Here is a 12,117-nt window from a genome sequence, read left to right on the forward strand (position 1 = left end):
AGAGCTATTAAGCGCAGATGGTACATAGCCCTAGCAACCCCCATTCACTGGTTTGTAACAGGCAAGAATGGAAGAGAGGCCTATGCAAAAGGCAAATGTAAGGCTCTACCTAAAAGAAGGCGTAAACGTGCCTAGAGAGCAAATGAGCGAACATTTTTATAGAGATGAATTTGCATGTAAGGGAGAGCATTGCTGTAATGGTAGTGCTCCTATAAGTGAAAAACTAATAGATGGACTTGAGAGCTTTAGAAAGGCTCTTTCTTCTTATGTGGGTGAAGACACCCCTGTACACATAAACAGTGGCTTTAGGTGTAAGAAGCACAACACGGAAGAGGGCGGAGAAGATGAGAGCGAGCACACGAACGCTAATGCTGTTGATGTTTCTTCTGACGTGCCTGTTGTTATCATGTATGAATGTGCTCTTAATGTAGATGTATTTAGAGGCGGTGGAATAGGGCTATATAGCAATAGACTCCATTTAGATGTTGGAAGAAAACGAAGATGGTGAGTTACAATAGAGTTTCATTAACTTATATTGTTAGTAGGAGAAATAATGAGAACGTATGATGCAATGAACATTGGGTATGCTGAAGGGCAAAGTAGGGGCTTTTTTGCCACCAACTTAAACGCCATTTCAGCCTCTATAAAATCCATCATTAGCCAAGTGAGAGTGAATGGAACATCAATAGATGATTTGACAAAGCGAATAGAAGAAATAGAAAAAGAATTAGAGGAGCAAAAAGTGATAAATGCAGACTTTGAAGCTCGTATAACAGCACTAGAACCTTAAGAGGACGAAATGGTAACAGCAAATACAATAACTGGCGACACAAGCATAGAGGGAAGAAACACGCTAGATTTTAGCGGGGACAATGCAGGAAAAGCGTCTGATGATCTTGCAGCAGGCAAATATGTGGCTGGCTCGTCAGGAGAAGCGGATGCAAAAGCTCTCGTAAGCAAACATAAAGACACAGTAAGCAAATATAAAGACACAATAACAGGTAGCACAGATACACCTGTTGAAGTGGATAAACCTGTTGTAGTGGAGACACCAGATAGTACACCTAAGTCAACACCAATAGACTATGGCTTTAGTGAAGCTCTTGAAAAACATGAAAAAGAAAAGAAAGAAAAGAAATATGGCTTTGGTGAAGCCCTTGAAAAAGATGAGAAAGAAGAGAAATATGGTTTTGGCGAAGCTCTCGCAGCAGGTGGAACAGGCACAACAGACAGAGATCCAAAGGTGGACTATGATTCTGTATTAGGTCAAGCCCAAGACATTAAAGATGAAGAGATACAACAGGCCTTAAAACAAGAAGCTATTGATCAGCAGAACATACGTAATGCCTTTTCTCATTTATTGGCACAGGGTAAGGACAGTGGGTTCATTAATGCTAAAAACATGGCTTCCATTAGAAATGCAGCTCTTTCAAGAGGGGACGCTGTAACAGCAGCTAACATGAAGTTCAGCAATGAAGCAATGAGTATAGCTAAAGAGAAGGCTATAAGTGATGCTTCTTTTGATAGAGAGCTATATATGGCCGAAGCTGAAACATGGAGCAACACAATAACATCCATGCTTGAGAGTGGAGATATAGAGAATGCTGTAGCATTGGCCGAAAGTTTAAAGGAAGAATTTCCTCAGTTTGTGCCAGTGTTAAACCCTGCTTTCCAAAGTTATTATCAGAAACAAAAAGATGAGAACATTGCCGCTCAATACATTCAGATAAGAAAAGACATCATAGACCTCGCCATGAACCCAGGGGAAGGGCAACAGCTTAATGAGTCTAGGGGTGACATAATAAGAAAGCTAGGTACAGACAAAGACATGGGTGCTGGTTTCATTATGGACTATTTTGGCACTATACCAGAAGAGGAGTATGAAGACTTCTTGATAGATGAGGATGATGCCCAAATAATAAAAGACCTTGAAGAAGGAAAGAGAGGGTTTGACGACCTTGCAGTGCAGGAAGTGTTCTTAGACGCATACATTGCCGATAAGCAGAGAGCTTCAAGAATGGACAGAGCAAAAGAGACATTTGGCCCCATTTATAGCAAATACGAAGGTGACGATGTTTCTGCAGCCCTATTGGATGCGGTTATAGAGGACGACATGGGTAGAGATGGCACTATACAAGTGGGGGAGGATTTCATCACTGTATATGATGATGCCATCACACTAGACAACATTGAGAGTGCTTTTAAATTTGACGCAATACTTACAGATTGGGATGGGGACGCATACCACCCAGAATTTAATTCAAGAAAAGAATCAGCAGATGAGCCTGTTGATGGTCTTGAAAACTTCACAAACCAAGAGCTTGATAGGCTGTACAACAACTATCACGATAAAATGAAGAAGCAATACAGCTCTTTGCCAGCGGGAGAACAAAAAGCCTTTAGAGACGCATTGATGAATCAAGCTTCCTTTAAGGAAAACTTGTTGTCATTGAAAGACGATGGAATGAATAAACAACAGATGATGAATGGCATTTATGACATGACAGCAGAAGGCAAAGGCATTGCAGGTGACTCGTTTACAGGCGAAGGTGGAAAAGAATATAAATATTCAGACTACGGAGTGGACATAGACAAGTTCAAAACTGATGAGAATGATGTCAAGCTAATAAACGACATCATAGAAGGCAACTTCCCTACAATGTTACTGATGGAAGAGCTTGACGAGAAAGACCCAGAATTATTCCAGAACATGGCTAATAAAGGTGTTTTCCTTAGGGATGATAGTTTAGATCCATCAAATAGCGAGGACTTAACAATTAAAGACGGTATAGCTGGAGCAGACTATAACACAAATATGTTCACTGGAACTGGCATGACTCCACTCCTTGAAAAGCTTGACGATAACAATGAAGCCATTGTATACATTGGTGGGGCACCTCATTTTGTTAAAGCAACTTCTGGGTACAGAAAGGTTAAGGGTAGAAAAAACATACCTGTAATAAATTGGTCTGTACAAGCGTTTGGCAAGGATGATGAAGGAAATCGTTCAGAACCATATGAGTTCCAAGGACAAATAACGAACACTGATGGAGTAGGTGAAACTCATTCTGACTCAGGCGGATACGCAAGGGATGTGCTCAAAGAAAAAAGTCTTAATGTGGACGCTTCTAAATACAAGTTTCAACATTAAGGAAATGGAGTAAATATGACAATGGTAAATAATACACTGGGGAACGAAGCAAATGTAATGTTCCCAACAATAACACAAGATACAGAAGCCCTCTCCTTTGACCCCACAAGAGGGAGGAGAGACTATTCCCCAGAAATGGGGGCACAGCCAGAGAGAAGGTTGCGAGGACTTCAAACAATAGGGCAATCTGAGCCCGCTCCTGTAGCTAAAGCAGAGCCTTCAAAAAGCTCTCTTGACATGCAGCAGGAGCTTGCTGCAATAGAGGCTCTTTCCAATGCTGCAAATGCTAGTGGTGGGCTTGGCTCAACCATTGGTGGAGCAGCAGGCGCAGGCATAGGAACCGTTATAGCTCCTGGAGCAGGAACGGCTGTTGGTGGTGCTGTTGGTGGTGCTGTTGGCTCTGTTGTTGACTACATGATTGACAGTAGTGAGAAAGACAGAATAGCTAGAAAACAAGCCGACCTAAAGCGTAAGCTCATTAAGAAACAACAAAGAAAGAGTAATGCTAAGGCTATGGCCAACAGAAAGGCTAGACTTAAAGGCATAGGGCTTTCATTAGAGCAAGAAGCCCTTACAGGTGAACAAGCCATTAAGAATGAACGCAGAAACACCCTTGCTAATTTAATGTATGACATAGGGCAAAAGAAAGCATTCAAAGAACAATTAAACACATCTTTTAAAGCAAAAAGAGGACTAATATAATGCCAGTGGACACTATAGACCAGTTAGAGCAAGACATTGTTGACATTGAAGGAAGAAACATTGCTTCACAAGCACAAGGTAGACGCACACTAGGGCAAGACCTAAGTGGAGCTATGCAAGGGGCACTTAAGAGTGCTGAAGTGTTGCAGAAGAATGAAATAAATGTACAAAAGCAGAAAGAGGCAGATGAGCTTTTGAAGAGTGGTGTGCAAGGTATTACAGCTTATGGACAAGAGCTTCAGCTTGCAGACACCACTGTTTATGAGAATATGGCTGCTAATGTAAAAGACCCAAAAGAACTTATTAACATATACTCATTAATGAGAAAGAAGGCTGACACAGAAGTGAAGCAGAAGGCTCACCAAGAAACTATATTCTCTTTAAGAGATGTATTAGAAGAAGCTATGACTACAGCAGACCCAGAAAAGATAGCTATAGCTGGCAACAAGATAAATAACGCTAAAGGCTCCACCACTGATCCAGACGTAATAAAACAGCTTGAGTCAATGGAGAAAGGCCTTAATGATGCTTCAGCTAGAGCAGGCTCTGGTAAAGGCGGTAAAGGCAAAGGGACATTTGGTAAATTATATGATGAAAATGAACGAGAATTGCCAACCATACAGCAGGATAGAGCTAGAATATCAAAGGTGCAGGATGCATTGACGTTTGGTAGTAAGGGCGGTCAGAGAGTGCTTGGTACATCAATTAATAAACAAATTGCTATACAAGATGCTCTTGATACAATAACTGGTATTGAAGAGGGGGAATTTGAAGGAACACAACAGATTGGGCAAGAGATAGCTTCTATTATAGCCCAAGTGTTATCTACTGGTGGGCAATCAACAGAGTCTCAGCAGAGAGCATTGTTTCCTAATTCATGGGCTGGCTCAGTGAAAAACAAGATACAGGAGATAAAAGGTAAGCCAATGGATGCGATACCAAAGCCACTACTTAAGCAACTAGAGCACATGCTTACAAGGGAAAAGAATTTCTGGGACAGTAGAATAGCGGATGTAAACAAATCTCTTGCTGGAACGCTAGCCCCTATATTTAACACTGTTGCTGTCAACCCTAACACAGGTAAGAGATCAAGGCCTAATAGAGGTGCTCAGAAACAATTTGCAGCATGGTTGCTTAGTCATGTTAAAGACAGTGGAAGCACTGCAGATAGAGCTGGAACAGATAGAACCCTTGATGTACTTGACCTTATGGCTTCAGAGGAAGACAAAGCGAGATTCATTAAGGAGGCTAGAGACTCAGACATCACCCTTAAGAAGGCAACTTCTTTTGAGGACACTATTAGAGACATTGCTGGCGGTGGAAGCGTAACTCCTTCAGATAGACCTACAGCAACACGGCAAGCCACTGCACCAACAGAAGAAGCTCTTCCTGTACAGGCTGAAGCACCGAAAGACCCATTGGGATTAGGAATATAGAATGGCTACATATAATGAGTTTGCTGATAAAATAAAAGCTAAATACCCAGGTTCTTACGATCATGTTGACAATAGAATGTTGGCTGAGAAAATGATCGAAAAATACCCTGAGTATAGCGATAGAATAACTTTCGATGAACCAGTAACAGAGTCTCCCGCAGAGCAACTTAGGCAACAGGCTTTAGGCGGGACATTGTCTCCAGAAGCAGGGGATGCTCTTGTGGCAGAAGACGAGGCCATGCATGAAGACCCAAGAATAAAGCTTGCAAAAGCCTCTGCAGCCGATCCAGAAGCAATGGAAAGACATGGGCAGAAACTTGTTGAGGAGAGAGAGGCTAGAATGGGTACTGAGGCAGAAACCACTGCAGATGTACTCAGTAGAAATATATTTGGTAAAGAGTCAGCCACCCCTGGACAGGCAATAGGTACAGCCTCCACCATCTTCTCAAGAGGGCTTGGAGCTATAACACAACAGGGAGATTTAGCAGAAGAAGACACTAGGCTGTTAAAGCCATTCATTGATGATCTGCAAGAATGGTCTAGTTCAAGAGAAGCCCAAAACACCAATGCTGATGCAATAATTAAGACTCTAAATGAGAATGTAAGGAAGTCCATTCTTAGTGGAGAAATTCCTAAGGAAAAAATTGCCTCTACAATAGAGCTAATAGACAAATTGGAAGAGAGTAAGAATAGCGGGGCACTCACTACAGCAACAGATGTTGTCGGAGGGCTAATGTTAGAGATTGGCAGTGATCCATTTGTGCTTAAAGGACTTCTCAAAGGCATTATAACAGCAGGAAAGAAGGTTGCGAGGAAGCTTGGTACAGAAACGGCAGAGACATTAACACAGAAAGCTCTTGATGTTACATCTGACAGACTTGCTAAGTTTGGTGTTAGAAACAAGAAAATGATTGATTTCATAGAGAAGCAACCAGGGGAGAGTGTTCGTGAAAAACTTGTTAACATACGCAAGAGACAAGCAGGAGAACTCACACCTTCTGGTCAAATACAGGATGAGTCCATTGAGGCAATGTTTGATGAGCGCACCCTTTCTAGCTTGGAGAAGAATGCCGATAACATACAGGCAGAGCTTGACAGAGTGAAAGACGTTGGGGCAGATGTTAGAGAAAACATTGCCATTAAGAAAGAGGCAAGAAAAGATGTTGCTCAGGCAGAGAAAGAGGCATCCACTGTTCAAGCTGAAATAGCGGGAGCGGAGAGGAAAGGCGCTATCGAGGCTGGGGCGGAAGCAGAGGCAAAAGCTATCCCTTCTGAAATAGACTCAGAGGAAGTTGTTAAGCAATTCACAAAGAAGGGCAAGTTTAGTGGTAGAGGCACGAACGAAGCTTTTAATGAGGCTGAAAAAATAGCTAAAACAGGGAAGATAGATGTCCCAACAAGGAAAGGCTTGATTGAGGAAATGATTGCTTCAGCAGAAGGCGATGTAGATAGGGTTGTTGATTATACTGACATTGTCAATAAGATAAATGCTATAAACAAGAAAGCCCCTCTTGCTGAATACAAAAGAATGCTAAGAAGTCAAGATATTGACCCTGCATTTGCTGAGTCCTTTAGGAGAATAAAGCAGGGAAACGCAAATGACATTGTTGCGGCTAAAAGACAATTTAATAAGGCTCTTTCTAAAGAGGGTTCTGTTGACGATACAATAAAGAGAGCAGCAGACAATTTCAAGGTTGAGGCTGACGACGTTGTTGAGAATGCACTTGGAGCCGAGGGGTATGAGGCGTTGTTATCTTCTCAAGAACTTGGCGGGAAAGCGGGTAATGCAAAGAAGAAACTATTCAAAGCAATGAAGATTGATTCAAGAAAGTCTGAGGTTGTTGATGATATAGATTTCAACGATGCTATAGCTAACTTAGATGAATTTATAGATGATGCAGCTACTAAGTTTGCCAAAGAAGGGACGCACAAAGACTTCTCCACTGGAGGAAGGTTTCCAGAGTGGAAAAAGCATTTCGGAATTGATGTTGAGAAAGAAGTTAGGAGCAGGGCTAAAAAGATTGGTATAGCGTCTGAAACTAAAGAAGCAGTGAAGGCGGTGGACATTGACACAAAGAAGGCTCAGAAAGCCATTGTAGAAGCCTCTGCAAGCACTAAACAGAAGATTGACAGATACGCCAAGCTATCTACAGATCAAGTGAAAAAAGGCATTAAAAGGCGAGTGACAGAGATAAAACAAGCCTTATCAAAAGCTAAGACTGATGCAAAGCTAAAAGGTAATGTGGCTTCTGATTTCAGTAAAGAGGTGAGGCATTTTGCAGATGAAGGTGGATTCTCAAAGAATACAGATTCATTTAAAGCCTTTAAAGAGAAGTATGGTGAAAAACTAGCCGACATGGTGGAGGATCAAGCTATATTCTCAACATTTAATGTTTCTTCTTCTGGTAAGATAAGTAATGCTGACAATTTATTAAGCGCATTTAAGGGGGTTAGAACTGCAGGGCATGGCACTCAATATCTTGCTCTTGCTGAGGGTGTAATAAATAAAGCATTCTCAAAAGTGGCTCCTTACGAGTGGAGACTTAATAGAGCTATGAATAAGATAAAGAGTACAAATGCACAACTCTCTAAAGAGCTTAATAGAATGAAAAAGAAGGCTATAAAGAAAGGGAAGGCTGACCCAACAAAAGAGGCGTTCAGCAAGTTAATGGAGAGAAACCCTCTTGTAACAGCGGACATAATGTCAAGTGAATTTAAGTTCTTTGATGTGTTGTCTCTTATGGATAAGGCTTTTATAGCTAGGGCAGCAGCTTCAACAGGTGATGAATTTACAAACAAAGAGAGAATGTCTGCAAAGAGACTTCTTAAGAAACTAGAAGGGAAAGGTAAATAATGCCTGTAAATACAATAACAGACAATGGGAATATAAAGAGCAGAACAGGAATGACAAGTGTTCCAATGTCCACTATATCGGGAGATGTAAAGAAAGCAAAGGGAACAGCTAAGAACAAAGCATATACAGAAGCTCTTTCCATTCTTAGAGACCCAAAGCAAAAAGAGTCCCGTGAAGGACTCCGTAAGGCTGTTAGGCTTCTATCATCTGTTCCTGAGAAGGATGAGGTGTATGGTGAGGCTCAAGGGCTTATATCTAGTGCCCAGAAGAGAATAAAGAGTATGGGAAGAATGGGTATGTAATGGGGGGCTTTACGCCCATTCCTTAATAACAGGAAATTCTTTCCAATTAATGCCTTGGTTGAGAGGGTGGGTTTCGTCTATACGAAGCTTCACCTTCACTCCGCCCCATGTTTGATAATAACGCCCTTTCTGCCTTGTATCTGGCATAGCATCATAACTATCACTCTCTATAACATTACACCTCTTAAGCATATCTTGTATGGCAGAAGCTCTGTCTGAGTTTGTTCTAGGAAGCTTTTTATTGTACATGAGTTTTATTTCACACACATCAACATAGCCTATGGGCTTAGAAATGGCCCCTATAACATTGGAGCAAGCCTCCACCCATTTCTCATAACGAGGAGAGGGTTTCCCACTGGCCTTTATTCTTTTAGCATATTCAACAACCATGCCCTCAATGCTCCATTCAACTATTTTCACGTTTTCTCCTAGCCGTAGCTATGGCATTTTCTGCCTTTGTCTTTTTAGAGTGGCAGTCGTGGCAGAGAGCTTGATAGCCATCTTCTTCCACGAACATCCTCTCAATATATACATCCCATGAAATATTGCCTACAGCAGGGTCTACAACGGGATTTATGTGATCTGCAAGTATGTTAGTTATTTTGCGAGGCTTCCCTTCTTTCTTCCCACTTTTCCAAACACCCCATATCTTCAGAGGAACCACTTGTTTGCAGTGTTCACATCTGTACATTCCTCTTGATACATTTGCCTTCTTAAGGCATTTCTGCTTAGGTTTCCAATATGAGCTAACCTTTCTCAATGCGCTAGTAATTCTGCTATTAAACTCAGCCTCAGTCCAAGCTCCACCATTCCTTATTTTCTCAACAGCCATTAAAACAATGTCTCCTGTGCTTCATTTTCCATATATGTACTTTTCTCTTTCTTTGTTTTGTAGACAAATTTCTCCACTCTCTCCCCTGTTTCTTCACAATTGTGACAATGGGAGGTGGAGACATATTCAACATTCTTTGGTGTGGAGGGCTTATGTTCAACATCATACACTCTACCACATGCACACCTCACTTCCATTGCCCTCATAAGCTAGTCCATTTCCCTGTGTTACGCATGGAGAGTCTATGCCTCTTCTCATCACTCATCTCTTTTGTAAAGCCAGAGACAGCCTTTGCAAACCCTGGGTCAACTATTGTGTGATGTTTCTTTGGTTTCTTTCTGCTTCTCTCTTCTTCATCTCTTATACTGTCAGACCTTGAGGAAAGAAAGTCTGAGTTTATATTCACTGTTTCACTTACCAAACTAACGTCTCCGCATATGTTGACACCAATGTTACAAGGGCAACACCAGCAGCTATTGAAGCTGTCAACTTCAGTGCTGCCCATTTTATCTCACCTTCTACACTATGTTTTTTATTCATTGCTAGGCATTCCTTTTCTTACAGAGACAGGGAACAAGTCCGCCACCTCTTTTTTCATGTTTCTTATTCTCTGTAGACACACTTTAAATTTAGTGTCCTCTGTGTCACAATTGGTTTTGTAGTATAGATACACCTGTGAGGAGGAGAGCGGTTCAATGTGATAGATGTACATTTTCACCCTCTCCCCCTTGCTATATTCTTTTAATGAAAGGCGTTGTGTTGACTTGGTGCGATAGGCTATAACGTAGTCACTTGCCCATATGCAGTCTAGGATGTACTTCTTTCTCTCCATAAGAGAGAGGCACCCTTCTAAATACACATTAGGTCTACTTAGCTCAAATTCATCCTTGAGAGCGTCTGTAAACACTTTCACCTCTTCTGTAAGTCTTAGGTCACAAGGAACTCTAAGCTTCTTCACTTCCCTTTTTCTCCACTTCATCTATAGCCTCCTGCTCTTTTTCAGCTTTCACTTCCTGAGGAGAGAATTTCCATGAGTCTTGCCACATCACCATAGCCATGCTGTCAAGAGCCACTATAAGCTGGCTTTTAGGGAGTGCAGCAAGTTCTTCTGTACCACCTACATTTAGGTCTACAATGGTTTGTTTGCAGAAGAGGAGATGGAAGTCCATTATGTCTCTCTCTTTAGCTGTGCCCTTCTGCATTTTAGCACCTATTGTATTCATTTTCTTTAATATGTCTGACATTATTTTTCTCCAACTATTTCTTTAGCCATTGATTCTATAAACCACTCTGCTGGCTCCCAGCCCATTGCTTTTCTATTGCACCCATCACATCTATCGTCATCACCATCATTCTTACACGAATCACAGTAGATATTACTTAGGCTTGATGTTAATATTTTCTTTGCTTCTTCGATATTCTTCATATTCTTTTCCTTTTGTTTGTAAAATGAGGGAGGGAAAACAGTGTTTCCCGACATTGTTTAACTTGCAAGACATTCTTGCTCCTCCCTGTAATTTAAAATAGGCCACTGTGACGGGTTGAATTTCTTAGCCAGATCCTCCATTTGCCACAACAGCCTATTAAAATGCAATGGGTGGACTTGAACCACCGCACCAAGGCTCTAACCAACTGAGCTACATTGCACACCGTTCATTTAGCCGAAAGGCAAATCGTCTGTGTATGCTTCAGTTGGAGGGAAGTCGTTGCTTGGCTGCACAGGCTGTGTCGGAGTTGCTGGCTGTGCTGGTGCTGCAAGTGTTTCCTCAACAATAGCTTTGTCAAGAAAATTAGTCTTCACCCATTCTGGCATAGCTGACTCATTAACGGGAGAGAGTGGAGTCATTCCCTTCATTGGGCTACTCACTGTCACTATCTTAGGCTTACCCTTTGGTGTATGCTCTACGGCAACCAAAACATTTCTACCCACTAAGGCCTGTTCATCATAATCGATGTAGTCCTCAGCAACAGTGACACGACCCTCTACGGCATTTCGTATCTTAATGAACTTGCTTCTTTCGTCATATGCAGGAGGTAAATTCACCCATGTATTAACAGTGTATCTGTCGCCTTCATATTTACCATCTGGTATGGCTTCATCAAATTCATAACTAATTATCACTTGATGGTTGATTTTCACCACTCCTTGCCATTCACTTTTGTGTCTTCCAATGTCCCACACTCCTCTGATTACAGCGGGGTATGTCCCTGCAGGAAGTTCTGTGAAGTCTGATGGTGCTGATGCTGGTATATTAATGGCCATTGTTTGGCTCCTTTGTTTGTGCACGTTTATTGTGCTGTTTATGCCTTGTTTTCTATAAAGAAAGCTTCGGCCTCTTCTATTCTCTCTAACATGAGAGATATGTCTTCTTCGTTATATGGGATGTCTATAATGACAAGGCGCTTCTTTACATCAATGAAACGAGGGTCGAAGCTTATAAACTTCCATTGCTTCATTCCTGTAGCCACCATTCCTGCTATCATTTGCCAATAGTAGTCTGGCATGTGTTTCTTAACATCTTTCCAGCTCTTGTAGCGAAGTCTCTGACTCTGCTTATAAGAGGCGTGAGGGCATTTAGCTTCCACTCCATACTTCTCTTCACTGTCAATGTGTAGGAAGTCTGGTGTAGCCACTAGAGAGCCTTTTGTAATGCTCTCCCCTTGTATTAGGTCTTCACCTGTTGTTTTAACACACTCAATGCCAGCAAAAGGTTCCTGGTCAATACCCCATTGCATGGCCTGAGTGGTTGGAACTGGTTTGTTATTCCCTGTTTCTCTTTCAGCTATAAGCTCCCAGAGATAGGTGTAGCCTGTTTTTGATATGCCCTTGGGGCCCATTA

The 12,117-nt window shown here is 41.7% G+C and carries 15 protein-coding genes and 1 tRNA gene; 7 read left to right on the forward strand and 9 right to left on the reverse strand.

What is annotated here, in order from left to right; genetic code table 11:
* Positions 1 to 82 precede the first annotated feature (82 nt).
* The 7 genes from QUF61_RS17490 to QUF61_RS17520 are packed head-to-tail and all read left to right on the forward strand — an operon-like array spanning position 83 to position 8,445.
* The gene (locus QUF61_RS17490) at positions 83 to 508 is read left to right on the forward strand and encodes a D-Ala-D-Ala carboxypeptidase family metallohydrolase (RefSeq protein ID WP_289682854.1); all 426 of its coding nucleotides are present in this window, start codon (positions 83 to 85) and stop codon (positions 506 to 508) included.
* 45 nt (positions 509 to 553) lie between these two features.
* A complete protein-coding gene (locus QUF61_RS17495; protein ID WP_289682855.1) occupies positions 554 to 790 on the forward strand; it encodes a hypothetical protein in 237 nt (78 codons plus the stop codon).
* 9 nt (positions 791 to 799) lie between these two features.
* Positions 800 to 3,151: a hypothetical protein gene (locus QUF61_RS17500; RefSeq protein WP_289682856.1), complete on the forward strand. Its 2,352-nt coding sequence runs from the start codon at positions 800 to 802 to the stop codon at positions 3,149 to 3,151.
* 15 nt (positions 3,152 to 3,166) lie between these two features.
* Positions 3,167 to 3,853: a glycine zipper domain-containing protein gene (locus QUF61_RS17505; protein WP_289682857.1), complete on the forward strand. Its 687-nt coding sequence runs from the start codon at positions 3,167 to 3,169 to the stop codon at positions 3,851 to 3,853.
* A complete protein-coding gene (locus QUF61_RS17510; RefSeq protein ID WP_289682858.1) occupies positions 3,853 to 5,289 on the forward strand; it encodes a hypothetical protein in 1,437 nt (478 codons plus the stop codon). The genes QUF61_RS17505 and QUF61_RS17510 overlap by 1 nt, the downstream gene beginning before the upstream one ends.
* A gap of 1 nt (position 5,290) precedes the next feature.
* Positions 5,291 to 8,143, forward strand: a complete 2,853-nt coding sequence (locus tag QUF61_RS17515; RefSeq protein WP_289682859.1) for a hypothetical protein — start codon at positions 5,291 to 5,293, stop codon at positions 8,141 to 8,143.
* Positions 8,143 to 8,445, forward strand: coding sequence for a hypothetical protein (locus QUF61_RS17520; RefSeq protein WP_289682860.1), 303 nt, complete (start codon positions 8,143 to 8,145; stop codon positions 8,443 to 8,445). Before QUF61_RS17515 ends, QUF61_RS17520 begins: the two co-directional genes overlap by 1 nt.
* Positions 8,446 to 8,454: 9 nt before the next feature.
* Here the strand turns inward: QUF61_RS17520 and QUF61_RS17525 are convergent, their stop codons facing one another.
* The 9 genes from QUF61_RS17525 to QUF61_RS17565 all read right to left on the reverse strand — a co-directional run.
* The gene (locus tag QUF61_RS17525; protein ID WP_289682861.1) at positions 8,455 to 8,865 is read right to left on the reverse strand and encodes a hypothetical protein; all 411 of its coding nucleotides are present in this window, start codon (positions 8,863 to 8,865) and stop codon (positions 8,455 to 8,457) included.
* Positions 8,852 to 9,277 (reverse strand): hypothetical protein, encoded by a 426-nt coding sequence (locus QUF61_RS17530; RefSeq protein WP_289682862.1) that lies wholly within the window; start codon positions 9,275 to 9,277, stop codon positions 8,852 to 8,854. Before QUF61_RS17530 ends, QUF61_RS17525 begins: the two co-directional genes overlap by 14 nt.
* 414 nt (positions 9,278 to 9,691) lie before the next feature.
* A complete protein-coding gene (locus QUF61_RS17535; RefSeq protein WP_289682863.1) occupies positions 9,692 to 9,817 on the reverse strand; it encodes a hypothetical protein in 126 nt (41 codons plus the stop codon).
* Entirely contained in the window at positions 9,810 to 10,256 is a 447-nt protein-coding gene (locus QUF61_RS17540; protein WP_289682864.1) for a hypothetical protein, read from the reverse strand. The genes QUF61_RS17535 and QUF61_RS17540 overlap by 8 nt, the downstream gene beginning before the upstream one ends.
* Positions 10,222 to 10,521, reverse strand: coding sequence for a hypothetical protein (locus QUF61_RS17545; protein WP_289682865.1), 300 nt, complete (start codon positions 10,519 to 10,521; stop codon positions 10,222 to 10,224). The genes QUF61_RS17540 and QUF61_RS17545 overlap by 35 nt, the downstream gene beginning before the upstream one ends.
* Positions 10,521 to 10,703, reverse strand: a complete 183-nt coding sequence (locus QUF61_RS17550; RefSeq protein ID WP_289682866.1) for a hypothetical protein — start codon at positions 10,701 to 10,703, stop codon at positions 10,521 to 10,523. The genes QUF61_RS17545 and QUF61_RS17550 overlap by 1 nt, the downstream gene beginning before the upstream one ends.
* A gap of 162 nt (positions 10,704 to 10,865) precedes the next feature.
* Positions 10,866 to 10,924, reverse strand: a tRNA-OTHER gene (locus QUF61_RS17555).
* Between the two features lie 10 nt (positions 10,925 to 10,934).
* Positions 10,935 to 11,540, reverse strand: coding sequence for a hypothetical protein (locus QUF61_RS17560; RefSeq protein WP_289682867.1), 606 nt, complete (start codon positions 11,538 to 11,540; stop codon positions 10,935 to 10,937).
* 38 nt (positions 11,541 to 11,578) lie between these two features.
* The coding region (locus tag QUF61_RS17565; RefSeq protein ID WP_289682868.1) for a YqaJ viral recombinase family protein at positions 11,579 to 12,117 on the reverse strand (539 nt) is incomplete at its 5' end.

This window comes from Candidatus Venteria ishoeyi (genome assembly GCF_030378065.1).
GTDB classification, from domain to species: domain Bacteria; phylum Pseudomonadota; class Gammaproteobacteria; order Beggiatoales; family Beggiatoaceae; genus Venteria; species Venteria ishoeyi.

Bases quoted from the DNA above. Each gene is read 5' to 3' on its own strand.
- QUF61_RS17550 (WP_289682866.1), bottom strand. From the start codon at position 10,703: ATGAAGAATATCGAAGAAGCAAAGAAAATATTAACATCAAGCCTAAGT.
- QUF61_RS17500 (WP_289682856.1), top strand. From the start codon at position 800: ATGGTAACAGCAAATACAATAACTGGCGACACAAGCATAGAGGGAAGA.
- QUF61_RS17545 (WP_289682865.1), bottom strand. From the start codon at position 10,521: ATGTCAGACATATTAAAGAAAATGAATACAATAGGTGCTAAAATGCAG.
- QUF61_RS17505 (WP_289682857.1), top strand. From the start codon at position 3,167: ATGACAATGGTAAATAATACACTGGGGAACGAAGCAAATGTAATGTTC.
- QUF61_RS17495 (WP_289682855.1), top strand. From the start codon at position 554: ATGAGAACGTATGATGCAATGAACATTGGGTATGCTGAAGGGCAAAGT.
- QUF61_RS17535 (WP_289682863.1), bottom strand. From the start codon at position 9,817: ATGAATAAAAAACATAGTGTAGAAGGTGAGATAAAATGGGCAGCACTG.
- QUF61_RS17515 (WP_289682859.1), top strand. From the start codon at position 5,291: ATGGCTACATATAATGAGTTTGCTGATAAAATAAAAGCTAAATACCCA.
- QUF61_RS17530 (WP_289682862.1), bottom strand. From the start codon at position 9,277: ATGGCTGTTGAGAAAATAAGGAATGGTGGAGCTTGGACTGAGGCTGAG.
- QUF61_RS17540 (WP_289682864.1), bottom strand. From the start codon at position 10,256: ATGAAGTGGAGAAAAAGGGAAGTGAAGAAGCTTAGAGTTCCTTGTGAC.
- QUF61_RS17560 (WP_289682867.1), bottom strand. From the start codon at position 11,540: ATGGCCATTAATATACCAGCATCAGCACCATCAGACTTCACAGAACTT.
- QUF61_RS17520 (WP_289682860.1), top strand. From the start codon at position 8,143: ATGCCTGTAAATACAATAACAGACAATGGGAATATAAAGAGCAGAACA.
- QUF61_RS17490 (WP_289682854.1), top strand. From the start codon at position 83: ATGCAAAAGGCAAATGTAAGGCTCTACCTAAAAGAAGGCGTAAACGTG.
- QUF61_RS17510 (WP_289682858.1), top strand. From the start codon at position 3,853: ATGCCAGTGGACACTATAGACCAGTTAGAGCAAGACATTGTTGACATT.